The organism is Streptomyces sp. NPDC101490, assembly GCF_044767145.1.
Lineage (GTDB): Bacteria > Actinomycetota > Actinomycetes > Streptomycetales > Streptomycetaceae > Streptomyces.
This window is the reverse complement of the sequence record NZ_JBIWNI010000014.1, coordinates 86,217-111,251: the sequence shown is the minus strand read 5'-3', so window position 1 is coordinate 111,251 and position 25,035 is coordinate 86,217. Positions and strand designations below refer to the sequence as shown.

The 25,035-nt window shown below is 71.7% G+C and carries 18 protein-coding genes and 1 tRNA gene; 12 read left to right on the top strand and 7 right to left on the bottom strand.

From position 1 onward, the window contains the following. Positions 1–205: 205 nt before the first annotated feature. The 7 genes from ACIRQY_RS23710 (at position 206) to ACIRQY_RS23680 (ending at position 9,350) form a co-directional block, all read left to right on the top strand. Positions 206–2,170 carry a beta-ketoacyl synthase N-terminal-like domain-containing protein gene (locus ACIRQY_RS23710; protein ID WP_403928909.1) on the top strand — a complete coding sequence of 655 codons (1,965 nt, stop codon included), beginning with the start codon at positions 206–208 and terminating at the stop codon, positions 2,168–2,170. Beyond that, positions 2,167–3,711: an amino acid adenylation domain-containing protein gene (locus ACIRQY_RS23705; protein ID WP_403928907.1), complete on the top strand. Its 1,545-nt coding sequence runs from the start codon at positions 2,167–2,169 to the stop codon at positions 3,709–3,711. Before ACIRQY_RS23710 ends, ACIRQY_RS23705 begins: the two co-directional genes overlap by 4 nt. 87 nt (positions 3,712–3,798) lie before the next feature. Next, on the top strand, positions 3,799–4,983 hold the full coding sequence (locus tag ACIRQY_RS23700) for an NAD(P)/FAD-dependent oxidoreductase (protein ID WP_403928904.1): 1,185 nt from the start codon (positions 3,799–3,801) through the stop codon (positions 4,981–4,983). 219 nt (positions 4,984–5,202) lie between these two features. Beyond that, a complete protein-coding gene (locus ACIRQY_RS23695; RefSeq protein ID WP_403928901.1) occupies positions 5,203–7,956 on the top strand; it encodes a nitrate- and nitrite sensing domain-containing protein in 2,754 nt (917 codons plus the stop codon). A gap of 36 nt (positions 7,957–7,992) precedes the next feature. After that, positions 7,993–8,421: a roadblock/LC7 domain-containing protein gene (locus ACIRQY_RS23690; RefSeq protein WP_351784845.1), complete on the top strand. Its 429-nt coding sequence runs from the start codon at positions 7,993–7,995 to the stop codon at positions 8,419–8,421. Continuing rightward, positions 8,414–8,785: a DUF742 domain-containing protein gene (locus ACIRQY_RS23685; protein ID WP_351784843.1), complete on the top strand. Its 372-nt coding sequence runs from the start codon at positions 8,414–8,416 to the stop codon at positions 8,783–8,785. Before ACIRQY_RS23690 ends, ACIRQY_RS23685 begins: the two co-directional genes overlap by 8 nt. Beyond that, positions 8,766–9,350, top strand: a complete 585-nt coding sequence (locus ACIRQY_RS23680) for an ATP/GTP-binding protein (protein WP_351784841.1) — start codon at positions 8,766–8,768, stop codon at positions 9,348–9,350. The genes ACIRQY_RS23685 and ACIRQY_RS23680 overlap by 20 nt, the downstream gene beginning before the upstream one ends. Positions 9,351–9,425: 75 nt before the next feature. Here ACIRQY_RS23680 and ACIRQY_RS23675 read toward each other — a convergent pair whose 3' ends face one another. The 6 genes from ACIRQY_RS23675 to ACIRQY_RS23650 all read right to left on the bottom strand — a co-directional run bounded on the left by ACIRQY_RS23675 (position 9,426) and on the right by ACIRQY_RS23650 (position 17,048). Continuing rightward, complete coding sequence (locus tag ACIRQY_RS23675; RefSeq protein WP_403928897.1) at positions 9,426–10,400, bottom strand: hypothetical protein; 975 nt, start codon at positions 10,398–10,400, stop codon at positions 9,426–9,428. After that, positions 10,397–10,978 carry a sigma-70 family RNA polymerase sigma factor gene (locus tag ACIRQY_RS23670; RefSeq protein ID WP_351784837.1) on the bottom strand — a complete coding sequence of 194 codons (582 nt, stop codon included), beginning with the start codon at positions 10,976–10,978 and terminating at the stop codon, positions 10,397–10,399. Before ACIRQY_RS23670 ends, ACIRQY_RS23675 begins: the two co-directional genes overlap by 4 nt. A gap of 401 nt (positions 10,979–11,379) precedes the next feature. Beyond that, positions 11,380–13,398: an ABC transporter ATP-binding protein gene (locus ACIRQY_RS23665; RefSeq protein ID WP_403928894.1), complete on the bottom strand. Its 2,019-nt coding sequence runs from the start codon at positions 13,396–13,398 to the stop codon at positions 11,380–11,382. A 478-nt stretch (positions 13,399–13,876) separates the two neighbouring features. Further along, complete coding sequence (locus ACIRQY_RS23660) at positions 13,877–14,209, bottom strand: hypothetical protein (RefSeq protein ID WP_403929060.1); 333 nt, start codon at positions 14,207–14,209, stop codon at positions 13,877–13,879. Positions 14,210–14,688: 479 nt separating this feature from the next. Continuing rightward, the gene (locus ACIRQY_RS23655) at positions 14,689–16,062 is read right to left on the bottom strand and encodes an SLC13 family permease (RefSeq protein ID WP_403928891.1); all 1,374 of its coding nucleotides are present in this window, start codon (positions 16,060–16,062) and stop codon (positions 14,689–14,691) included. A gap of 230 nt (positions 16,063–16,292) precedes the next feature. Further along, positions 16,293–17,048, bottom strand: coding sequence for an IclR family transcriptional regulator (locus ACIRQY_RS23650; RefSeq protein WP_403928888.1), 756 nt, complete (start codon positions 17,046–17,048; stop codon positions 16,293–16,295). Positions 17,049–17,147: 99 nt separating this feature from the next. Here ACIRQY_RS23650 and ACIRQY_RS23645 point away from each other — a divergent pair, with 99 nt between their 5' ends. The 4 genes from ACIRQY_RS23645 (at position 17,148) to ACIRQY_RS23630 (ending at position 23,479) form a co-directional block, all read left to right on the top strand. Then, positions 17,148–18,314, top strand: a complete 1,167-nt coding sequence (locus ACIRQY_RS23645; protein ID WP_403928885.1) for a pyridoxal-phosphate-dependent aminotransferase family protein — start codon at positions 17,148–17,150, stop codon at positions 18,312–18,314. Positions 18,315–18,545: 231 nt separating this feature from the next. Further along, entirely contained in the window at positions 18,546–21,551 is a 3,006-nt protein-coding gene (locus ACIRQY_RS23640; protein WP_403928883.1) for an FAD-binding and (Fe-S)-binding domain-containing protein, read from the top strand. Positions 21,552–21,853: 302 nt separating this feature from the next. Continuing rightward, a complete protein-coding gene (locus tag ACIRQY_RS23635; protein WP_351784824.1) occupies positions 21,854–22,474 on the top strand; it encodes a nitroreductase family protein in 621 nt (206 codons plus the stop codon). 363 nt (positions 22,475–22,837) lie between these two features. After that, positions 22,838–23,479 carry a DUF1326 domain-containing protein gene (locus tag ACIRQY_RS23630; protein WP_403928880.1) on the top strand — a complete coding sequence of 214 codons (642 nt, stop codon included), beginning with the start codon at positions 22,838–22,840 and terminating at the stop codon, positions 23,477–23,479. Positions 23,480–23,591: 112 nt separating this feature from the next. Here ACIRQY_RS23630 and ACIRQY_RS23625 read toward each other — a convergent pair. Continuing rightward, a tRNA-Trp gene (locus ACIRQY_RS23625) sits at positions 23,592–23,665 on the bottom strand. Between the two features lie 201 nt (positions 23,666–23,866). Here ACIRQY_RS23625 and ACIRQY_RS23620 point away from each other — a divergent pair. After that, positions 23,867–24,844: a hypothetical protein gene (locus ACIRQY_RS23620; RefSeq protein ID WP_351784820.1), complete on the top strand. Its 978-nt coding sequence runs from the start codon at positions 23,867–23,869 to the stop codon at positions 24,842–24,844. Positions 24,845–25,035: the final 191 nt, after the last annotated feature.

Here is a 25,035-nt window from a genome sequence, read left to right as displayed (position 1 = left end):
GCCACGACGGGACCAGGACCCGTGTCCGGGCGCGTTCCACCCGAAGCACGTGAACGCCGCTGCGGCGAAACCGGGTCGGTCCCTGAAAAGGCCTCATCCCGAGTAGCACGGGTCCACGCACGCCGTGCCACCCCAGTCGCGACCCACTGGTGGGTGCTGCTCGAAATCGTACGTGCTGAGGCGCGGCATCGAGGGAGTTTTCCGAATGAACCAGACGAACATTGACGCGCGCTCAGTGGCCGTGGTCGGAATGGCCTGCCGATTTCCGGGCGCCACGGACATAGACGAGTTCTGGCAGCTGCTGTGCGACCGCACGGACGCCACCGGCGACTCCCCGGCGGAGCGCTACGACGCCGACTCCCTGTACTCGCCGAAGGCGGAACCCGGCACCCTCGGCAGCCGCCGCGCCGGGTACGTCGACGGCATGGCCGACTTCGACGCCGACTTCTTCGGCATGTCCAGCAGCGAGGCGGCCGAACTCGACCCCCAGCAGCGCCTGCTGCTGATGGCCTCCTGGGACGCCCTGGAAGAGGCCGGACTGTGCCCCGACCGCCTCGCGGGCAGCCGGACCGGCGTGTTCGTCGGCGGAACCAGGGCCGACTTCGTCGAGCGCGCGTTCCGCAACGGCCCCCGGGCCATGACCGCCGCGCAGTACCTCAACTTCCGCTCGGTCATCCCCGCCCAGGTGTCGTACGCCTTCGACTTCCGGGGGCCGAGCATGCTGATAGACACGGCCTGCGCCTCCTCGCTGTACGCCGTGCACAGCGCGGTGCAGAGCCTGCGCGCGGGCGAGAGCTCCCTGGCCCTCGCGGCGGGCGTGAACCTGGTCATGCGCCCCGACGAGGGCATCATGATGACGCACGCCGGGACCATGTCCCCCGACGGCCGCAGCCGGTTCGGCTCCGCGCGGGCCGACGGCCACGCCCCCAGCGACGGCGTCGGCGTCGTGGTCCTCAAGCGGCTGACCGACGCCGTCGCCGACGGGGACCGCGTCCTCGCCGTCGTCGCGGGCAGCGCCGTGGGCACCGACGGCCGCACCACCGGCCAGCTCCTCAACCCCTCCCTCACCGGCCAGCTCGACGTACTGCGCTGGGCGTACGAGGACGCGGGCGTCGCCCCGGGCGAGGTCGACTACGTCGAGGCCCACGGCACCGGCAGCCCCCTGCTCGACCCGCTGGAACTGCGGGCGCTCGGCGAGGTCCTGGGCGAGGGCCGCCCGGCCGACCGGCCCCTCCTCGTCGGATCGGTGAAGTCCAACATCGGGCACGCCGAGGCCGCCGGCGGCATGGCCGGACTCATCAAGACCGTGCTCTGCCTGCGGAACGGGAAGGTCCCCGCCAGCCTCCACGCCGAGGAACCCACCCCCCTGGTGGACTGGGACCGGCTGCCGCTGGCGATCCCCGGCACGCTCCAGGACCTCCCCGTCCAGGACCGTCCGGCCGTCGCGGGCGTCTCCGGCCAGGGCGTGTCCGCGCTCAACGCCCATGTGGTGCTCCGCCAGGCGGTCCTCCCCGACCCCGGCCCCGCACCCGAACCGCCCCCGGGGACCCCCTACGTCCTCACCCTGTCCGCGCGGAGCCCCGAGGCCCTGTGCGACCTGGCCGCCGCCTACACCCGCTACCTCGGCGAGGACGGCCGGGGGAGCGGCCACTCCCTCCGGGACATCTGCCACAGCGCGGCCGTCCGCCGCACCCACCACACCCACCGCCGGGTGGCCGTGGGAACCAGCCGGGAGGAACTGGTACGGGCCCTCACGGGCCACGACGGCGACGGAACCGCCGGTACGGAACTGCCCGAGGCCTCGGCCGCGGCCGTCCGGCGCTACCTCACCGGTGAGGAAGTGGACTGGGAAGTGGTGTTCGACGAACCCGGGGCGGCCGTGCCGCTGCCCCGCTACCCCTGGCAACTGCGCAGGTACTGGCCCGGCGAGGACCGGGGGACCGCCACCGAGAGCGCGGCGGACTGGCTGCTGCGCGAGCACGCCCGCACCGCCTTCGACGACGGGTCGAGGCTCTCCGACATAGGGATCGACTCCCTGGCCAGGCTCCAGCTCATCGTGGAACTGAGCCAGCAGACGGGACGCCAGATCGACCCCGAGGAGGTCGGGCGGCTCGCCACCGTGGGAGAACTGCGGACCTGGACCTGCTCACTCGAAGCGGGTGTCCGATGAACGCGCCGCGCGACGCCTACGGCTGGTTCGCCCGGTCCGCCGCCCGGTACGGCGACCTGCGGACCGCCCTCGAAATCGGCGGACGGACCCTGACCTACCGGGAACTCGACGCCCTCGCCGCCACGATCGCCCGCCGCCTCCTCGAAGGCCCCGGCCCCGCGCCCCGCCGCGTCGGACTGCTCGCGGGACGCTCGGTCGCCGCCTACGCGGGCTACCTCGCCGTCCTGCGGGCCGGTGCCACCGTCGTCCCGCTCAACCCCGAACACCCCGCCCCCCGCACCGCCGCCATAGCCGAGGCCGCCGCCCTCGACCTGGTGCTCACCGACACCCCCGGCGCCGCGTCCCCGCTGGGCGTACCGGAACTCCCGCTCGACGCCACGACCGGAGCCGTCGTACCGCCGCCCGACGAGCGACCGTCCAGCACCCCGTCGCCGGACGCGAGGGAAGCCGACCCCGACGACATCGCGTACATCGTCTTCACCTCCGGATCGACCGGCAGCCCCAAGGGCGTCCCGGTCCTGCACCGCAACCTCGGCGCCTACCTCACCACCATGGCCGGGCGGTACGGCATCGACGCGGACAGCCGGATGTCCTCGGCCTTCGACCTGACCTTCGACGGCTCCGTCCACGACCTGTTCGTCGCCTGGGCGGAGGGCGCGACCCTGGTCGTCCCGAGCGGCGCGCAACTGCTCTCCCCGGTGGCCACCGTCAACAGCCTGCGGCTCACCCACTGGTTCTCCGTCCCCTCGCTGATCTCCTTCGCCGAGCGGCTGCGCACCCTCGCACCGGGGAGCATGCCCACCCTCCGGTGGAGCGTCTTCGGCGGCGAGGCCCTCACGCTCGCCGCCGCCCGCGCCTGGCGGACGGCGGCACCGCACAGCGCGATCGAAGTCCTCTACGGGCCGACCGAACTCACCATCTCCTGCACCGGCCACCGCCTCCCCGACGACCCCGCGGACTGGCCCGTCACACCGAACGGCACCGTGCCGATCGGAGACGTCCACCCGGGCACCGAACACCTCGTCCTCGACGAGGACGGGCTGCCGTCCGACACCGGTGAACTGCTGGTGCGCGGCCCCCAGCGGTTCCCCGGCTACCTCGACCCGGCACAGGACGGGGGCCGCTTCCACCCGCCCCTGACGGACGGCGGGGACGGCGTCACCGACGAGCACTGGTACCGCACCGGGGACCGCGTCGGCCGCCAGGACGGTCTCCTCGTGCACCTCGGCCGCACCGACCACCAGGTGAAGGTGCGCGGACACCGCATCGAACTCGGCGAGGTGGCGGCCGTCCTGCGCGATCTCACCGGAGTGCGCGAGGCGTACGTCCTCGCCGTGCCGGACGCCCACGGCTCGCCGGAACTCCACGCAGCCGTCAGCGGCGGCGACTGCGACCCCCAGAAGCTGTCCGCACAGCTCATCGATCGCCTCCCGTTGTACATGCGTCCACGGCGTATATCCGTCTTCGACAGTTTGCCGCTGAACGCGAACGGAAAGATCGATCACGGAGCGCTGCTGGCGGAACTGTCCCGCTCGGCCTGACCGACCTCGTGCGGTCCGGCCGGACGGAGACCGATCTCCGTACGGACGCGGTCCACCCATCACCACACTCTCGACGAGGCAGTGCCCATGTTCGATGTCATCGTGGTCGGAGCACGCGTCGCGGGCTCCGCGACAGCCCTGATGCTGGCCCGCGCGGGCCACCGGGTCCTGGTCCTCGACCGCGCGTCCTTCCCCTCCGACACCCTCTCCACCCATCTCATCCACCAGCCCGGCATCGCCGCCCTCGCCCGCTGGGGCCTCCTGGACGACCTGCGGCGCACCGGATGCCCTCCGCTGGAGCACGTGGCCTACGAGGTCGCCGGAATCCGCCTCGAAGGCTGCGGCCGGGGCGTGGACGGCCAGCACGCCGCCTACGCGCCCCGCCGCCACATCCTCGACCACCTGATGCTGGAGGCCGCCGCACGGGCCGGGGCCGAGGTCCGCCAGGGCTGCCGCGTGACGGGACTCGCCCACGACGACACGGGCCGCGTCGTCGGTGTGGAGGGCACCCACGGCGGAACCCCCTTCCGCGCCCGCGCCCGCCTGGTCGTCGGCGCCGACGGGATGCGCTCGACCGTCGCCGGTCTCGTCGGCGCCCCCCTCACCGTCCACCACCCGCGCCTCACCTGCGCCTACTACTCCTACTGGCAGGGCCTCCCGGCCGGTCTCGAACTCCACGAGGCCCCCGGCCGCTGGGTCGCGGCCGTCGCCACCCACGACGCCACCCTCGTCCTCACCTACTTCCCGCAGTCCCGCTTCGAGGAGGTCAGGGCCGACGCGGAGCACCACCACCTCCGCCAGGTCCGGGACACCGCACCCGACCTGTACGAACGCCTCGGCGCCGCCACCCGCGTCGAGCGGCTGCGCGGCACCGGCGACCAGCAGAACTACTTCCGGCGGGCGGCCGGACCGGGCTGGGCCCTGGTCGGCGACGCCGGACACCACAAGGACTCCATCACCGCCCGGGGCATCAGCGACGCCTTCCTCCAGGCGGAACTGCTCGCCCGGCACGTCACCGCACGTCTCGACGGAGACCCGGCCGCCCTCGACCGGGCCCTCGCCGCCTACGGGGACGACCGGGACGCCGCCCTGCTGCCCGGCTACGAGGCGACCCTGGCCGTCGGGCGCCTCGACGAACAGCACCCCCAGCGGCTGGCGCTGCTCCGCGCGATCAGACAGGACCCCGAACTCACCTCCATCTACTTCGACATGGTCGCGGGGGCCGCCACCATGACCGATCTGTACACCCCGAGACTCCTTACCCTGCTGTGACCGAATTCGACGGAACCGGTCATCAACTCACGTACCACCCGAACCTGTTGACGGGGTCTCAAGGCGGTCTCCGGGGCCGCCCCCCAGGGCGGACTCCTGATACGGTGCCGCTTGATCACCGGCATGGCGGCCCCACCACCAGGCGCCACGCCACAGGCCGGTCCGGGCCGCTGAACATCAACTTCACCGTCGTCAGCTCGCCACGAGGAATCATTTCAGATGTCAGGCACCAGCGACCCGAAGCCGCGTCACCGGCTCGCCCCGCGCAGGTCTCTCCGCACGCAGCTGATCATGCCGATCGTCGCCCCCGTCATCGCCCTCACCGGCCTGTGGGGCTACACCGCCGTCGACCTGACCGGTGAACAGACCCAGCTCCGCAACGACGCGGAGAGAATCGGCACCACCGGCGGCCGGGCCCTGAACGTGGTGTCCCACCTCCAGAGCGAGCGCCGCCTCACGGCCCTGTGGCAGAGCACCCGGTCGGACGCGGCACGCACTGCCCTGGACGGGGCCCGCACCAGGACCGACGCGGCCGTCGCGGAGTTCCGGGCCACCATGCCCTCCGTGGACGCCGCCCTCAGCGGCACAGCCCACACCTTCGAGGCGTCCCTGGACACCCTGGACACCCGACGCCAGGCCGTCGACACCCGTACCGTCTCCCCCGACGAGGCCTTCGGCGACCTCACCGGTGTGATCGAGAGCGGCACCCATCTGATCTCCTCCGCCGTACGCAGCGAGGACGGTCCGCTCGCACGCGGCGGCAGCTCCACCGCGGCCCTCGTCAGGCTCGTCGAGATGCTGTCGCGCGAGGACGCCCTGCTGACCGCCGCCGTCCCCAAGGGCGGCCTCCCGACGCCCACCCACCACCGCTTCGTCCAGTACCTGAGCGTCCAGCGCGACCTGCGCGCCTCGCTCTCCGCCGAGGACCTGCCCGAAGGGGCCCGGGGCCGGTACGCCGCACTCTCCGGCACCCCCCAGGCCTCCTCGGTCACCGCCATCGAGGACGCCGTCGTCGTCGCCTCCGACACCCGGCTGCCCGCCGCCACGAAAGCCTGGAACGCCGACGCCGAGGTCCTCCTCACCGACCTCCGGGAGATCGCCGCGGGCTCCCTCGGCGAACTGTCCGACACCGCCTCCGACCGGGCCACGGGGCTGCTCGTCGGACTGATCGCCGGGACCCTCCTCACCGGCGCGCTCCTCACCGCGGGCGCCGTCCTGGGCCTGCGCACCCGCCGCTCGACCCTCAAGGGGCTCGCCGAACTCCAGAGCCGCACCGAGGAGATGGCCCGCCAGTGGCCGGAGGCGGTCGCCCGCTCCGAGAAGGGCGAGCCCTTCGCCCCCTTCCCGCCCTCGCACCACCTCAGGACCGCCGGGGAACTCGAACTCCTCGGCGCCGCCGTCGAACGCCTCCGGCTCACGGCCGCCGACACGGTGCTCAGCCAGTCCCGGGGCCACGCCGGTGTCGAGAAGGTCCTCGGCCAGCTCACCCGGCGCACCCAGACCCTGATCCACCGCCTCATCGCCCTCCTGGACGACCTGGAGCGCAAGCACGGCGACTCCGACCTGCTCAAGGACATCTTCAAGGTCGACCACCTGGCCACCCGGGTACGACGGCACGCCGAGAACCTGGTCATCCTCGGCGACACCCCGCCCAGCCGCCGTATGACCGAACCCGTGACCATCACGGACGTCATGCGCAGCGCCGTGGCCGAGACCGAGCACTACACCCGCGTCAAGGTGGAGAACCTCCCCCCGACCAAGCGCCTCGCCCTGGCCGGACGGGCCGTCGCCGACGTGACGCACCTGCTCGCCGAACTCGTCGAGAACGCCACCAACTTCTCCCCGCCGTACACCCAGGTCGTCGTCAGCGCGGTGCCGGTCGCCGAGGGCGTCGTCCTGCACGTCGAGGACCACGGCCTCGGCATCCCGGCCGAGCAGCTCGTCCGGTCCAACCAGCTCCTCGCCCACCCGCAGAAGCCCGACATGGCGGCCCTCGGCGCCGACCCCAGGCTCGGACACTTCGTGGTCGCCAGGCTCGCCCAGCGCCACCAGATCCGGGTCGAACTGCGCCCCTCCGTCTACGGCGGCACCCTCGCCATCGTGTTCCTGCCGGCCCGGATGCTGGAGGAACTCGGCTCGCCCGTCATGGACCAGCTCCGGGCCGCCGCCGCCCAGGCGTCCGCCGGAACCCTCGCCGCCGACCCGACCCCGCAGCACCAGGTCACGCCTTCCTACGAGTCAGTGACCTCCGAACTCTCCGACCCGGCACCCCGCGCCCGTCCCTCGGACGCGCCGTCCGGCGCGGGAGGCGCACCCGGGAGCCACACCGACCACGGGGCCGTCATCAGCGGCCAGGTCGTGGGCGGCCCCGTCGTCGGCGACCAGAGTGCCGGTGGCCGAGCCTCCGGCGGTCAGGGCCTCGGTGGCCAGGGCGGTGAGAGCGTCGCCGCCCAGGAGTGGGACACCCACAGCCGCGTCCCCGACCTCAGCGGCTTCCCCACCTACGGCGGCGCGGGACTCGTCTCACCGGAACCCCGGACATCCGCCCCCCTCGACGAACCGCACCGGACGGCGGCGGTCCACGAACCCCCGCACGCCGCCCCCGCGCCCCCGCGCGCTCCCGAACCACCCCGAGCGGCCCCCGCGCCCACCCCGGCCCCCGCGCCCCGGCGCGCACCCGGACCCCCGCACGCCCCGGCGCCCGCCGCGCCCGGCGGCGACCAGGTGAAGGTCCCCGGCGAAACCCCCAGGCTGCGGCAGCCGGAGATGCTGCCGCAGCGCACCCGGGGGTCCAGCCTCGCCGTACAGCTCCGGCGGGAGAACGAGGAGGCGAGCAGCGGGATGGACGGCGACGGCGGAGGGCCCCGGTCGCCCGAAGCCTCCGCCCGGATAGTCGCCGCGATCCGGCGGGGTATGGATCAGGCCACCGGAACCCATGCAGTGCCGGACACAGACGGTCGGCAACCAGAATGACCAGACGGGGGATCCGACGAACCGTGAAGGAACACAATGACTGATGTGCCTATCAGCAGGCAGCTGGACTGGGTCCTGGACGACCTCGTGGGACGCATCCCCGAGATCCGTTGCGCCATCGTGCTCTCAGGGGACGGCCTCCTGATCGGCAAGTCGCAGGGCCTGGTCCGTGACGACGCGGAACGCCTCTCGGCCGTCGCGTCCGGGATGCACAGCCTGGCCCGGGGCACCGCGCAGTACTTCAGGGGCGGGGCGGTCCAGCAGACCGTCATCCAGATGGAGCACGCCTTCCTGTTCATCACCGCGGCGGGTCAGGGGGCACGCCTGGCGGCGCTCGCCTCCCAGGACGTGGACGCGGGGATGATGGCCTTCGAGATGGGGACGTTGGTGAAGCAGGTTGGAACGTACCTCAGTGCCGCACCGAGGATTAGCGACGGCCTCGCAGCACACCGCCAGGATGCCTGAGCCACAAGGGTTCGACGGACCGGCCACCGGACGCCATCTCCGGCCCTACACCATCACCGGTGGCCGGACCCGCCACAATCACTATCACTTCACGCTGATCACTCTCGTGGTGACGCGCTCACCCGACGTGGGCCTCACGCACGAGAGCCCGGAGGCCGCGCAGATCCTCGATCTGTGCCGCCACCGGGCCGTGGCGATCGCCGAGATCGCCGCTCATCTCGACCTGCCCGTGAGCGTCGTCAAGGTGCTCTGCGGAGATCTCCTCGTCGATGAGAAGATCATCGTGCAGGCGCCCCCCTCACAGTCCGACAAACCGAGCGTGGACCTCATCGAAAGGGTCATCGATGGCATCCGCCAGCTCTGAACCGGTCACTCTCCCCACGGCGGTGAAGATCCTCGTCGCGGGGGGCTTCGGCGTCGGCAAGACCACCATGGTCGGCTCGGTGAGCGAGATCCCTCCGCTGGAGACGGAGGAGCGGCTCACCCAGGTCGGGCAGAGCGTCGACAGCCTCGCCGGTGTCGAGGGGAAGACCTCCACCACGGTCGCCATGGACTTCGGCCGCATCACCATCAGCCCCGAGCTCGTCCTGTACCTGTTCGGTACGCCCGGACAGGAACGTTTCTGGTTCATGTGGGACGAGATCGCCCACGGCACCCTGGGAGCGCTGGTCCTGGCCGACACCCGTCGGCTGGAGGCCTCCTTCGGCTCCATCGACTTCTTCGAGGAGCGGGGCATCCCCTTCGCCATCGGCGTCAACTGCTTCAACGGGGAACGCGCCTGGACCACGGCGCAGGTCCGCAACGCCCTCGACCTGGACCCCGCCGTCCCGATCGTGCTCTGCGACGTCCGCACGCGTGAGTCCAGCAAGGAACTCCTCCTCGCCGTCCTGGAGGCCGCCCACCGCAAGGTCTCCCGCCAGTTCGCCTGAGCCGACCGGAGGGAGACCCCGGGCCACGGCTCCGACGCGAGCCGCGGGGCGGCCTCCGTCCGGCGCGCGGCGCGCTCAGGCGTCCGCCGACGCCGCCGTGTCACAGGGATCGGCGGTGACGACGAGGACCCCCGGCTCGGTCCCCTCCGGCGCCGAGGCGCGGATGACGAAGGACTCCCATGCCTCGGGCCAGACGGTCGACGCGTTCCAGAGGACACCGGCGAGGGAGACTCCGGAGAGGTCGACCTGACGCAGGTCCTCTCCGGTGAAGTCGTTGCTGACCGCCTCGACCACCGCGACCGCGCGGGACAGGTCGTGGGCCTTCACCCACGCCTGTTCGAGGTCGTCGGCGAGGTCCCGGGTGACCATCTCCGACCCCAGGTGACCGACGGGTTCGGCGAACACCGGTACCAGTTCTTCCTTCAGGAGCTGATGGGCGTCGCGCACGGCCCGCTGGAGCAGCTGGGCGTGGACGGCCAGGGAACGCTCCACCGCCCGCAGGTACTCGGGAGTGGAGTCGGCAGGGGCGGAGTCGTGTTCCGTGAGTCCCTCGGCCTCTTCGAGGAGCCGTTCCAGTTCCCGTATCGAGGAGGGGATCCGCGTGTCGGCGGCGTCGGACCCGATCAGCTCGATGACGTCCCCGGTGATCCGGCGGGCACCGGCCAGAGCGGGCATCAGCTCCCCGGGATCGTAGGAGCGTGCGGTCCGCAGGGCACGCCCCCGGTATCTGATGCGTACGGAGGCGACCCTGTCCGCCAGCGGATGGCCGTGCGCGCGGAGGGAGCCCGGGTGCTCGGCCGACGCGTCGTCCGCGTCCCGGTCCGCCTCGCCCGTCAGACGCAGGGAGACGGAGGTTCCGAGCGCGCGGTGCACCGCGGCGAGCGCACGCCCGAGAGTGAGGTCGGGGTCGCGCAGTTCGGGGACGCCGCCCCCGGCGGACAGCCGGTCCCGCACCGCCGTGACGAGCCGGTCGTGGGCGGTGGTGAGCAGAAGGCCGAGAGCCTCGTCGGGGTGCCGTCCGTGTGCCTCCCGCGCCGGATCGGTGTTCATTCCCCGTCCCTCCCCGCCCGCACCCGGCCGCCGTCGAGGCTCAGACCGGACTTCAGGGCGGCGCGGGCGCGGGCGAGGTTCTGGCGGACCGCCGCCGGTGTGATTCCCATGGCACGTGCGCACTCCTCGGTGGTGAACCCGTCCAAGGTCCATGCCATGGCGGCACGTTGCTTCGCGGGGAGGCGGAGCAGCAGGGCGATGACCCTCCGGCTCTCCTCGTCCATCTCGGCGGCCTGGACCGGGGTCTGCCAGCGCATCGTCAGCTCGTGCGGCTCGGGCGTCTCCGGTACGAGTTCCTCGGGCCGTACCCTCTGCTTCACCCAGGACCGCCAGGCGACCGTGCGCAGCCACGCCCTGGGATGGGTGATCGAGAGCCCCGGAGCGCACATCTGTGTGAACGCGTCCTGCGCCGCGTCCTGTGCGGCGGCCCAGGAGGCGCCGTTGAGGAGGAGGAACCGGACCAGCAGGGGGTACTGCTCCTCGTGGAGGGCCTCGGCCCACTGGAGTCCGGAGGACGGCGCCGGCGCGCCGGTCCGTGACGAGGCCGTCGCGATCTCACCGCTGGGGAAGTCCTCCATCCCGGTCACCTCCGCTCCGATGGGACGTGGCGGTGACCTGCCGGCCCTCCGTGCGTTCCCTGAGCGTTCCCCACGGCACGGTGTGACGGACGCGTTCGGTGGTTCCCGCGTCCGCGATGCGGGCCAGTTCCACTTCCGCGCTGAGCCTGTGGCGGGCGACTCTCACCACGCCGCTCACGATGCTGACAAGAACAGTGGCCACCACCCCTGCCACGACCGGATCCACTCCGCTGTCTCCCTTCTGCCAGGACACGGTGTGCCCCGTCCCGCGGGCACTGCACAACAGTGCCCGCGGGACGGTGAGTTGTGACATGCCGCAGGTCAGGTGGCAGGTGGTGGGGGAGTGCCGTCGGTCTGCGCCGGAGGAGACGGGCCGGGACCTCCTCGCTCCTCCCGGCAGGTCATGCGCGTGCCTCCGGTACGTCCGTGGTGACGGGCGGCGCCGATACGGGCGCGTCCGGGTCTCCGGGCTGTGGTGGTACGGGGGCGAGGCGGAACTGGCGGGCCTGGAGTTCGTAGGCGTCGCGGAACGCCCCGGTCCCGGTGGCGGGGTCCATGAGCGCGGTGAAGGTGCCGCTCTCGACGACACGCCCCTCGTCGAGCACGTAGATCATGTCCGCGTGACGTGCGCTGGCGAGCCGGTGGGTGATGAGGACGGTCGTCTGTCCCTTGTCGGCCAGCCGGTGGATCTGGTCGAAGACCCGCTGCTCGGCGGCGGCGTCGAGCGCGCTCGTCGGCTCGTCCACGATCAGCAGATCGCCGTGGCGGAACCGGGCACGGGCCAGCCCCAGCTTCTGCCACTGGCCGCCCGAGATCTCCTGCCCCCGCTTGTACCCCCGGGCCAGCAGGGAGTCCAGACCGTACGGCAGACGGGCGATGACCTCGTCGGCGCCCGCGTACTCCGCCGCGTCCCGGACCCTCGGTTCGTCCCAGGAGCGCTCGCTGCGCCCGATGCCGATGTTGACCCGGGCGGTGAACGGCCACCGGTAGAAGTCCTGGGCGACCATCGCGACCCGTGCGAAGACCTGGGCCCGGTCCGCCTCGGTGGTGCTCACCCCGCCCCACAGGACCCGTCCCGAGCTCGGGAGCCGTACCCCGCTCAACAGGCTGACCAAGGTCGTCTTTCCGGAGCCGTTCTTCCCGACCAGGGCGACGGTCCTGCCGTGCGGGATGACCAGGTCCACGTTCCGCAGGGACGGTTCGTCCTTGCCCGGATAGGTGTAGGTGACGTTCTCGAACCGGATCTCGTCCACCTTCCCGGGCAGGTCCGTCCCGCCGTCGGGGACGGCCCGGTCCACCGCCTCCTCGCACAGCCGCTCCAGATCGGCGATGAACAGGGCCTCGCCCTGGACCTCGGTGATCCGCAGGACGAGATCGGTGATGCTCGACGAACTCGTACGGATCGCCAGCACCGCCGTACCGGCGATGGCGAGGTCCATCCGGCCGGACCACAGCAGGGCCCCGAGGACTCCGTACGTCGTGAGGGTCGCGAGGCCGCGCGCGGAGTCCGCGACGAGGTTCACGCGCGCTCCGGTCCAGGCCAGCCGGGTCTGCTCGACCTCGCTGGTCTCGGCCATCAGCCGGAAGTGCTTGAGCAGCAGGGGGGCCACCCCGTGGACACGGACCTCGGCGGCGGCCTTCTGGTCGATCAGGAGCTGGCTGAGCAGCTTCGACGCCCGTACGTGCTGCACGAACCGGTGCCAGCTCGTGTACTGGTGCCGGGTCATGGTCAGGGAACCCCAGGCGCTCGGCAATGCCATGAGCATCAGGAGCGGCAGCAGCGCCGGGTGAAGGACGGTCAGCACACCGGCGGCGGCGATCAGCGAGATCATCGAGGTCACCACGGCCGTGCAGTAGCCGACCATCCGCCGGGCGGCGTCGGCACCCCACTGCGCGGTGTCCATCAGCCGGTGGAACGCGTCGTCCTCGATCGCCTCCAGCTCCACCCGCGCCACCAGGCCGAGATAGCGCTCGGTGGCGACCCGCTGGGCCTTCGGTTCCAGGACGCCCGTCGCGGCGGCGGAGGCCGACCGGCAGACCGAGCCGATCACGGAGAGGACGCCGACCAGGGCGACGGCGGGCAGCGCGGCGCGCAGTCGGCCGGGGATGTCGCCGGGGGCGAGCAGGGCGACGAGGAGGGAGTTGACCGCGACCAGGGACACGGCCTGGGTGAGGCCGCGCGCGATCTCACTGGCCGCGACCAGGGCGAAGGCGCGAGGGTCGGCGTCCCGCGCGAGACGGACGGCGAGGCGGACCTGCCGGGGCAGTGAACGGCCCATCTCCCACAGGCCCAGGCCCGCCCAGGCGCCGGAGTGCGCGGCGAAACCCTGGTCGTAGGTGAGCTTGCCGCCGAAGAGCAGCCGCTCGGACTCCGAGGCGTCCGCCTCGACGGTGGGCGCGGTGCCCGGTGCGGTCGTCATGCGCCCCACCTCGTATCCGGACGTGCTGTGCGGGCCGAGGCGTGGCGGGGCAGGCCGGTGGTGGTGGGAGGCGCGGGAGGAAGGTCGTTCCGGTACGTGGGCAGGGGACGCATGGCGGGCTCCGGGAGGTGAGTGGGGGTGTCGCCGGGCTCAACGAAGGACACCGCCCGGTCGAACACACGTTTTTCGGCCTGTTGTGAGACCCGCAGCCGAGCGAAAGCGTGTTCGTGCCGGATACATCGACCCTTGCCCGGTCAGGGCGGTGCCAGGAGCGGTCCGTGGCCGAAACGCCGATGGACGGTTTCGGGGGACGGCTTCCCGCGCCGGTCGCGGGGTGTCCACCGGGCCGCCGCACGGCGGCCGTGGGCAGGCCCCGCCCCGACGTTCGCGCACACCGGACCCTCCGCGTCCTCGCCGGGCCGGGCGGCGAGCGCGCGTCAGGCGGCCCCGCCGCCGAGGAAGTCGTACGCCCCGGCGCTCACGCCCTGACGCCCGCCCCCGTGAGGGCGGTGACTTCGGCGAGGAGCGCGGTCCGCGTGAGGGCGTCGCCGCCGGTCGCGGGCACGGTACAGGCGCGGGCACCGGCGACGGCCCCGTACAGGGCGCACCGCTCGAAGGAATCGCCGGACAGCCTGCCGAAGAGGAATCCGGCGGCGTACGGGAGCGGCAGCTCGGGGACGTACACGATGGTGTCGACGCCCGAGCCTCCCAGGACGAGGACGTCGTACGCGCTGCTCCTGGCCGTTCCTCTCGACAACAGGGCCGCGACCGCGCACGGATCGCCTCGGGAGTCAAGCAGCCGGTCGATCAAGTCGGCAAGATTTTGCAGGGCATTTCAGAATGCCTTGCGGGCGGTGGGCCAGGGGTTGTTCGGGGGCTCGGGTGGTGGTGCGCAGGGTGGTCCGGTCGGTGGTCCGGGGAGGGCGGGGCGCGAGCGTTCCGGGCGTACGGGGTCGGTCTCCGGTAAGGGGGAGTGTCACGGCGGTAGGACTGTGCCGAGTGCCGAGTGCCGAGTGCCGAGTGCCGAGTGCCGAGTGCCGAGTGCCGAGTGCCGAGTGCCGGGAGGTGGGTTGGTAGGCGGGTTGGTAGGGACGGACGGACGGAAGGAAGGGGACGACCGTGGGAGGTCGGCCCCTTCCGTGGCGACGTGCGTCGGCCCGGCCGTCGGCCTTTCGGTGCTTCCAGTGGCTCTCGGTGGATCGGCGCGTGCTTGCGCTGTCCCTGTGCCAGACCCGCGACGGCTTTGCGGTGGGCGCGCGTTCTCCCTGAAAGGCACCGGCCGGGTGTCGCTCAGAGCCAGCCGGGCACCACGAAGATCGCCCAGGTGACCGGTGGGGCGATCACCGCCATGCTCATCCCCCAGGCCATCAACCGCCGGAAGACGGCGTCGCGTTGCTCCTCGGGGGCGTTGGTCGTGACCAGCGCGCCGCTGGTGGAGATGGGCGACGAGTCGACCACCGACGAGGAGATGGCAAGTGCCGTCACCATCCCCACGGCGCCGACCTCACCGGCGAGCAGGAACGGCACGGCCAGCGGGATGAGCGCCCCGAGGATGCCGGTGGTCGACGCGAAGGCGGAGACCACCGCGCCGATGGCGCAGATCAGCAGCGCCCCCAGCAGCGGCGCCCCGATCCCGGCGACGCTGGTGCCGAGCCAGTCGATGGTGCCGATGCGTTCCATCATGCTGACGAAGGTGACGATCCCGCAGACGAGCAGGACGGTCGACCAGGCGCAGCGGTCCACGGCGCCCTTCGCGGACTCGGGGGACAGCAGCGACAGGACGACCGTCACGGTCAGCGCGAGCAGGCCCACGTTCAGCTCGAAGAAGAGCGCCCCGACGACCAGACTGAGCAGCCCCGCGAGAGTGAGGGCGCGGACCCGGTCCAGGCGCAGCGCCGTGGGCCCGGTGCCGGGAACGGTGTCCGGGCTCGCCTCGGGGGGAGCGGTCCGCACGGCGGTGGCGCCGCCGACGGAATCCGCCGGGCCGCCCCGGGGGCGTGGCGCGGGTGCGCCGCCCGCACCGATGGAGGGGTCCTCGGGGGAGTCCTCGGCCCGTCGCCCGAGCAGCTTCCTCCCGCCGAAGAGGAAGAACACCACCACGCACAACAGCACGTTGAACACGAACGAACTGGCGAACAGCAGCGTCGGACTGCCCGGCAGCCCGTTCCGCTCCACCACCCCGTTGGTGATGGAGCCGAAGATGCTGACGGGGGAGAATCCGCCGGCGCTCGCGCCGTTGATGATGAAGAGGCCGAGCAGCACCGGGTTGATGCGGTAGCGAGCCGCGAACCCCATGCCGATCGGGGCGATGATTGCCACGGCGGCGGGCACGACCGCGCCCACCGCCGTGAGCGTCGCGGTGACCAGGAACATCACCCAGGGGATCAGGGCGATGCGACCGCGCACCGCCCGTGTCGAGGCATGCACCAGCCAGTCGACGGTGCCGTTGTTCTTGGCGATGGCGAACAGGAAGGTGACACCCACGAGGACGACGAAGAGGTCTCCGGGAAACCCGCCGAAGATCTCGTCCGTGGTCTCGTGGACGAACAGGGTGCCGACGATGAACGTGGCGACGATGGCCAGCGCTCCCATGTGCACCGAGGTGAAAGTGGCGATGGTGAACACCAAGGCCAACGCGACGATGGAAATGACATGATCTGACACGAGGCTTCCCCGCCTTCGGTCGAGGGTCATGATGCGGGCGCACCGGCTCAGCCCTCCAGGGGGGAGGGCGGGGCGGAGTGGTGTGTGCCGTGGCCCGGCAGAGGTGCCGGTGACCTGTTTCCGATGCATTGAATTCCGTCATGCGGAAAGCATGTTCCGCAGTGAGGAGTATGGAAGCCTCGTCGAACTGGGTGCGTCAAGGGGTCGCGGCAGAACTTCCCCCGGGGTGATCAGAGTCCGGCCGCCCTCCCGAGGAGCTTCCCGACCCGGTCCGCCGCCTCGCGCACCGCCGCCCCGAGGGCCGCCCGTGAGGTGTCGGTCATCCGGCTGCTCGGCACGTTGACGCTGATGCTGGCCACCGGAGTCGTGCCGTCCGCCCCGATCACCGCCGCGGCCACCGCCGACACGTCGTCCCGCCACTCCCCGGAGTTGGTCGCGTAGCCCCGCGCCCGGATCTCCGCCAACTCGGCCCGCAGCCGCCCGGGATCGGTGATCGAGGCGTCGGTGAACCGGGCGAGCCCGTCCGCGATGTACCGTTCCACGGCCTCGGCGGGGCTCGCCGCCAGCACCGCCTTGCCGTTCGCCGAGGCGTGTGCGGGCAGGTTCTGCCCGAGCGGAAGCACGATCCGGACCGGCCGACTGGTCTCCAGGCGCTCGATCAGCACGATCCGGCCGCCCTCCGGCACCGCCAGATGCACCGTCTCGTCGGTCTCCCTGCGCAGTTCCTCCATCACCGGCACCGCGATGTCCCGGAGCCCCAGCTCACCGGTGGCGCTGCGGCCGACGTGGAGCGCCTTCGTGGTCACCGCCCAGCGCGTGGGCGTCCCGGCGGCCTGCCGGATCCAGCCCGCCGTGTGCAGGGTGACCAGGGCGCGCTGCACCGAACTCTTCGGCAGGTCCAGGGCGCGCGCCAGGTCGGCGACGCCGATCGGCTGCCGCGCGGCGACCTCCTCCAGGGTGCGCAGCGCGTTGAGGACGTTCTGCATCCATTGACTCCCTCGCTCGGAGAAACCTATGCTCCGCCATGCCACATCACGGTACGGCGTGCCGTCTCACGGCACAAGGCTTTTCGGAGGGGTTTTCCCATGACGCTTCGCACCGGCCGCCACTTCCTCCAGATCCCCGGCCCCACCAACGTCCCCGACCAGGTCCTGCGCGCCATGGCGGCACCGACCATCGACCACCGGGGCCCCGAATTCGCGGAACTCGGCCTCCGGGTCCTCCAGCGGATCAAGCCGGTGTTCGGCACCACGAACCCCGTCGTGATCTATCCCGCCTCCGGCACCGGCGCCTGGGAGGCCGCTCTCGTCAACACGCTCAGCCCCGGCGACCGCGTCCTGTGCTTCGAGACCGGACACTTCGCCACGCTCTGGCAGGAGATGGCGGGTTCCCTCGGTCTCGAGGTGGACTTCGTGCCGGGAGACTGGCGCCACGGCGCCGACCCCGCCGAACTGACCCGGCGCCTCGAAGCCGACATCAGCCACTCCCTCAAGGCGGTCTGCGTCGTCCACAACGAGACCTCGACCGGTGTCACCAGCCGGATCGCCGAGATCCGCCGGGCCCTCGACGAGGCGGGGCACCCCGCCCTGCTGCTCGTCGACACGATCTCCTCGCTGGGCTCCATCGACTACCGGCACGACGAGTGGGGCGTCGACGTCACGGTCGCGGGCTCCCAGAAGGGGCTCATGCTCCCGCCCGGCCTCAGCTTCAACGCCGTCAGCGACAAGGCCCTCGCCGCCTCCAGGACGGCCCGGCTGCCCAGGTCGTTCTGGGACTGGGCGCCGATCATCGACTCCAACCGGCGCGGCTACTTCCCGTACACCCCCGCCACCAACCTCCTCTACGGACTCGCCGAGGCACTGGACATGCTCGACGCCGAAGGACTCCCCGAGGTGTACGCCCGGCACGCCCGGCATGCCGCGGCGACCCGGGCGGCCGTGCACGGCTGGGGCCTCGACGTGCTCTGCGCCGACGAGCGCGAACACTCGGGCTCCCTCACCGCCGTGCTGATGCCCGAGGGTCACGACGCGGACAAGGTCCGCAAGGTGATCCTGGAACGGTTCGACATGTCGCTCGGCGCGGGACTGGGCCGACTCTCCGGACGCGTCTTCCGCATCGGTCACCTCGGCCACTTCAACGACCTGACCCTCGCCGGAACCCTCGCCGGGGTCCAGCTGGGCCTGGAACTGTCCGGCGTGCCGACCGACCCCGCCGGTCTGGGCGCCGCCCTGGACGTCCTGCGCACCCCCTGACGCCCCTGACGGTCCCTGACGACCCCCGACCGTCCGGAAACCACGGCGATACGACGTCCGTGCGCGCTGCCCGCACTGTCCGAGCCGTCCGGACCGTCTGAGCCGCACGGGTCCGCTGGGACCCGCTGGGACCTGCCGGACCCGCTGGGACCTGCCGGACCCGCTGGACCCTCAGGACCGCGCTGTGCCCCGGCCCCCTCCCGTACCTCCTCCACCTCTGGAGCCGCACCCATGACCCCGCCCCACGGAGAGACCCGGACGACCCCGCCCCCGACCTCCCCTGCCTCCTCCACCTCCCTTTCCTCTCCCGTCTCCTCCGCCTCCTCCGTCTCCCCCGACGACCGTGAGCTCCAGCGACGGCTGAGCCACGACCTCGACGGCGAGGTCGCCTTCGACGACTACACCCGCCATCTCTTCTCCCGCGACGCGAGCATGTACGCGATCACCCCGCGCGGCGTCGTCTTCCCCCGCCACACCGGAGACGTCCAGGCCACCGTGGCGGCGGCGATCGAACACGGCGTCCCCGTCCTGGCCCGGGGCGCCGGGACCAGCCTCGCCGGACAGACCGTCGGCCCCGGTCTCGTCCTGGACTTCTCCCGCCATATGAACCGCATCCTCGAACTGGACCCCGAAGCGGGTACGGCCCTGGTCGAACCCGGAGTCGTCCAGGATCAACTGAACCGCGCCGCCGCCCCGTACGGCCTGATGTTCGGCCCCGACACCTCCACCAGCAACCGCGCGACCATCGGCGGGATGATCGGCAACAACTCGGCCGGCAGCGGCTCGCTGCGCTACGGCATGACCATCGACCACGTCCGCGCCCTCGACGTCGTCCTCTCCGACGGAACCACGGCCCGCCTCGAACCCGTGGACGAGGCCGAGCGCGAGCGGCGGGCCGCCCTGCCCACCCTGGAGGGCCGCCTCTACCGCGACCTCCCCGCGCTGGTGACGGCGAACGCCGACGCCATCGCCGAGGGCTTCCCCGAGTTCTGGCGCCGCGCCTGCGGCTACCGCCTCGACCGCCTCGCCCGTACGGACCTGCCGTTCGACCTGGCGAAGTTCGTCGTCGGCTCCGAGGGCACCCTCGCCCTCGCGACCCGGGCGCTGGTGGACCTGGTGCCCAAACCCGGCCGCACGGTCATCGGGGTGGGCCACTTCACCTCGGTGGTGGCGGCCATCGAGGCGACGGAATCAGCCCTGGCCTGCCATCCCGCCGCCGTGGAACTGATGGACCGCACGATCCTGGACCTGTCCCGCCGGAAGATCGAGTACGCCTCCCTCGGCACCCTCCTCGAAGGCGACCCGGAAGCCCTCCTCTTCGTCAGCTTCACCGGCGACGACGAGACCGAACTCATCGACCAGCTCCGTCAGCTCACGACCTCGTGGAAACGGTACGGGCACGGCTACCACACGCTCCAGGCCGTCACCCCGCAGCAGCAGTCGGCGCTGCTGAAGGTCCGCAAGTCCAGCCTGGGCCTGCTGATGGCGGCGGGCGAGGGCACCAGGAGACCCCTGGCCTTCGTGGAGGACACGGCGGTCGATCCGGTGCACCTCGCCGAGTACACCCGCCGCTTCAAGACGATCCTCGACGAGCACGGACTGTCGGCGGGGTTCTACGGACACTGCTCCGTGGGCTGTCTCCACATCCGCCCGTTCGTCGACCTCACCGACCCCCAGCAGGTCGCCACTATGCGCAGGGTCGCCGAACGCGTCAAGGACCTCGTCACCGAGTACGGGGGCGTCAACTCCAGCGAACACGGCGACGGCCTGGCCCGCAGCGAGTTCAACCGGGAGATCTTCGGGGAGGACCTCTACGAGGCGATGCGCGCGGTGAAGGGACTCTTCGACCCGGACGACCGGCTCAACCCCGGCAAGATCGTGGACGCCCCGGCCATGACCGAGAACCTCCGCGACCCGGCGCTGCCCCCCGCCGCCGAACTGCGCACCCGCCTCACCTTCGACGTGGTGGGAGGAATGCGGGGCGCCGCCGACCGCTGCATGAACATCGGCCTCTGCCGCAAGAGCGACACGGGCGCGATGTGCCCCTCGTACATGGCGACCCGCAACGAACAGGACTCCACCCGCGGCCGGGCCAACGCCCTGGTCAAGGCGCTGTCGGAGCCGGACCCGAAGCAGGCCCTCGGTGACGAACGCCTCCACGAGGTCCTGGACCTGTGCCTGATGTGCAAGGCGTGCAAGAGCGAGTGCCCGCTGGGCGTGGACATGGCGTCGCTGAAGGCAGAGGCGCTCTCCCACCACCACGACACCCACGGCATCCCCCCGCGCTCCCGCCTTTTCGGCTCGATCCGCCTCCTCAACCGGCTGGGCTCCGCCACCGCGCCCCTCTCCAACCTGCCCGGCCGCATCGGTCTCCTGCGCCGCCTGATGGAACGCACCCTGGGCATCACGGCCGCCCGTCCACTGCCCCGGTTCGAACGCCGCAACCTGGTCCGCTGGTTCGGCGGACGACCGAAGGCCATCGGGACGGCGGCACCACGGGGTACGGTCACCTATCTGGCCGACTCCTTCACCACGTACACCGAACCGAGCATCGGCCGGGCGGCCGTGGAACTCCTGGAGCGGGCGGGCTGGGACGTCCGCCTGGAGAGCGGCGGCTGCTGCGGGCGCTCCAGCCTCTCCAAGGGCCTCCTTGACGACGCCAACGACAAGGCGTTCAAACTCGCCCACCTGCTGGCGGAGACGACCCCGCCGGGTTCCCCGATCGTCGGCTGCGAACCCTCCTGTCTGATGACCCTGCGCGACGAACACCGCGCGCTGCTCCCCGGCGACAAGGCCGTGGCCGATGTCTCCGGCCGGGTCCGGCAGGTGGAGGAACTCCTCCTGGAGGCCATCGACGAGGGCAGCGTCACCCTCAGTGCCACGTCCTGGCCGGCGGGCCGCCGTCTCCTCTACCACGGTCACTGCCATCAGAAGGCGGAGGTGGGCACGGCGGCGACGGTCGCCCTCCTGAACCGGATCCCGGGGGTGGAGGTGGTCGAACTGGACGCGGGCTGCTGCGGGATGGCGGGCTCGTTCGGCTTCGAGGCGGAGCACTACGACGTGTCGATGACGGTGGGCGGGGACCGGCTGTTCCCGGCGGTCCTCGCGGAGCCGTCGGAGACGGTGATCGTGGCGACGGGAGTCTCCTGCCGCCAGCAGATCTTCCACGGCACGGAACGCGACGCCTGGCACCCGGTGCAGCTGATCAGGGAGGCGCTGTCGGCCCCCGGGGAATGACGGAGGGGAGCACGGTTCCACGGAGCACGGTTCCGCACGGCGGGCGGGTGGGGGAGATCCCCCGGGAACGCTCGGGACGAGTCGGACGGGGTCCCGCCGGACGAGTCGGGCGGGATCTCGCCGTGTGACTGGTTATGGCGTTTACCGGGGGACACCGCCCGTGCTGTGCTGCCCGCATGGACCAGACCAATGAACTGAAGGACCTGCAGCAACAGAAGGACTCGGGGGAACAGAAGGACCCGGGGGAACCGAACGGTACGCCGGTCGCCGGCCCGGCGTACCCCACGGTTCCGCTCCGGCCGATGACCGTACCGGCCGGGGAGGCCGAGGAACGGGCCCGTGCCTTCCACGAGGTGATGACCCGTCGCCGTACCGTGCGCGACTTCTGCGACCGTCCCCTGCCCGAGGGTGTGGTCGAGCTGGCGGTCCGCACCGCGGCCACCGCGCCCAGCGGGGCGAACGTCCAGCCGTGGCGCTTCGTCGTCCTGACCGACCCGGAGCGCAAACGGCGACTGCGCGAGGCGGCCGAGGAGGAGGAGCGGGAGTTCTACGCCCGCCGGGCCTCCGACGAGTGGCTGGAGGCCCTGGCACCCCTGGGCACGGACTGGAGCAAGCCGTTCCTGGAGGTCGCGCCCGCGGTGATCGTCGTCTTCGAGGTGCACAAGGGGCCCGGCACACCGCGTCCCTACTACACCAAGGAGTCGGTCGGCATCGCCGTGGGCCTGCTCCTGGCCACGCTCCACCAGGCGGGCCTGGCGACGCTCACCCACACCCCGAGCCCGATGCGCTTCCTGAACGAGGTCTGCGGCCGTCCTCCGGAGGAGCGGGCGGCCTATGTGATCCCGGTCGGCTATCCGGCCCATGACGCCCAGGTGCCCGACATCCACCGCAAGCCCCTGGAAGAGGTGATGGTACGGCTGTGACCTGACGGCGGGTCCGCCGGCCCGTGTGGGGAGACACGGGGCGGCCTTTCCGTCTCGGCTCGGTGTTCTTCGGACAATCCCCGGTGGCTTCTCCTCTTTCCCTCACGACGCGAAGCCGGTCCTTATTCGAGGCCTCGGCCGAATGGCGGGCGGGTGCGCTGTCCTGAAGTGTTCCCTGGTTCCGGTCGCGCCTACAAGAAAGGGGCGGCCACTCCGTCGAGTTCGGCCCCGCGTCCGGCTCGAATGATTCGTGCGGGTGTGCGGTTTCGATTGCCTGAGGAAAGCGGAGTGGGCATGGCTGGTTAGGTTCGGCCGAACCAGGCTGCTTGCATACCCCTGGGGGGTACAGGGAAGGTGAAGCGCATGAACACAGGAAACTGGCACATCAAGGGCGAGTGGTTCGACGTGTGCAGCTGCTCCCTGCCATGCCCGTGCACTTTCGCCCAGGAACCCACCCACGGCTCATGCCTTTTCACCCTCGTCTGGCACATCGAGGAAGGGCACTTCGAGGACGAACGCCTTGACGGTCTGACCGTCGTGGCCCTGGGGGAGTTCTCCGGCAATATGTGGGAGGAGAACACGCAATCCTCGATGAGAGTGATGTTCTACATCGACGCGAAGGGCACGCCTTCCCAGCGGGACGCCCTGGAGGAGATCTTCCGGGGGAACGTCGGCGGATGGCCGGGCACGTTCGGTTCCCTGATCGGTGAGGTGCGTGAGGTCAGGTACGCCCCCATCGTGTTCGAGGCGGCAGCCGACCTGGAGTACTGGCGCGCCGGTGTGGCGGACGCGGTGAAGGTGGGTGCCAGGGCGCTGACAGGTCCCACGGCCGATCCGGCCCGGCGCGTGCAGCTGATCAACGCCCCCGGCGCGGAGGTCGGTCCGGGCCAGGTCGCCACGTGGGGCGTCGTCACGGCCGACCAGGCCGAGGGCTTCGACTTCTCACGGAAGTACCGGGGCGGATCGAGCAAGCACTTCCCGTTCGACTGGCGCCCGGCCACCTGAACCGCCCGTGCGGCGCGCCGCCGGGTACGGGACGGGTCATCCCCGTGGCCGGGTTCCGTCGCGTCGATCACGGAAGCCGGTGCACCCGGGCGGGTGCACCGGCTTCTCCGGGCAGGGGTGACAGGAGTCGAACCTGCGACATCCGGTTTTGGAGACCGGCGCTCTGGCCGGCTGAGCTACACCCCTTCGGCACGCCCTCAGCCTCCCACCGTCGCGCCCCACGGCGCCAGCGAATACTTCGCGCCCCACAGGATCGCCGCCGGTCCGACGGCACACGGCCCCGGCGCATTCGGAGATGCGGCTGTCGGTCCGGCGTGATAGTCACTACACCCACGGGGTGGAACGATCATCAGCCATCCCGTCCGAAACACGGCAAGGGGTGGGGACATGGCGTTGCTCCGGGACATGGGGCTCACGCTGGGGAGATGGACGGGGCTGTCCGTCGCACGGCTCGACGAGAACGCCGGGGACCCGGAGGCGGGACGCGTCCGGGGGGCCGCGAACGCCGGGGACTGGACCACCGTGCGGGAGATCCTCGAAGCGCGGCCCGAGAACGAGGACCGTACGGGTCTGCTGTGGGCCGTCGGGGAAGCGGCCGGGGCGGAGCGGTGGATCGCCGATGTCCGGGCGGCCGACCCCGACGCGGTCCTGCCGGTCCTCGTGGCGGCCGTCCGCCACATCAGCTGGGGCTGGGAGGCCCGCACGGACGCCCGCGCCCAGCACGTCTCCCGTGAGCAGTTCCAGGTCTTCCACGAGCGTCTCGGCCAGGCCGAGGAATGGCTGTACGAGGTGGCCGAGCGTGAACCGGGCTGGATCTCGCCCTGGTACGCCCTCCAGGTCACCGGCCGCGGCCTCCAGGTCGGCCAGCAGGTCGCCCGCCGCCGCTTCGAGGCGGCCGTGCGCAGGGACCCGTACCATCCGCGCGCGCACCAGCAGCAGCTCCAACAGGTCTGCGACAAGTGGGGCGGCTCGCACGCGGAGATGCACGCCTTCGCCCACGAGTCCGCTTTCGCGGCCCCCGGAGGCACCTCGCTCGGGCAGCTCGTCGCCGTTGCCCACCTGGAGCACTGGCTCGCCCTCGACGCGGGCGACGACGCCCGCTACATCCGTGACCCCGAGGTGGTCCGCTCCCTGCGGGAGGCGGCCGAACACTCGTACCGGCACCCGGACTTCGTCGACGGCCCCCGTGGGCTCCAGGTCCACAACACCTTCGCCATGGCCTTCTCCCTCGCCGGGGACGTCGTCTCCGCACGGGAGTGCTTCCGCGCCACTCGGGGCGCCGTCACCGAGTTCCCCTGGTACTACATCGACGGTTCCGACCCGGTGAAGGCCTACCGCCGCCACCAGAGCTACACCGGACGCTGAGGAGAAGGCCGAACCGTCGCGGGTTCCGCAGCCCGCGCCCGCCCGGCAGGCCCCAGAGGCCGCCGACTGATCCGGTACGGCACCTGATCCGGTACGGCACTCCATCCCTTACGGCACCGCGTCCACGGGCCCCGGGCTCCGCCCGTCCCGCGCTCGTCCCCTCACGGCGCCCGCGTACCGTGCGGGTCCGT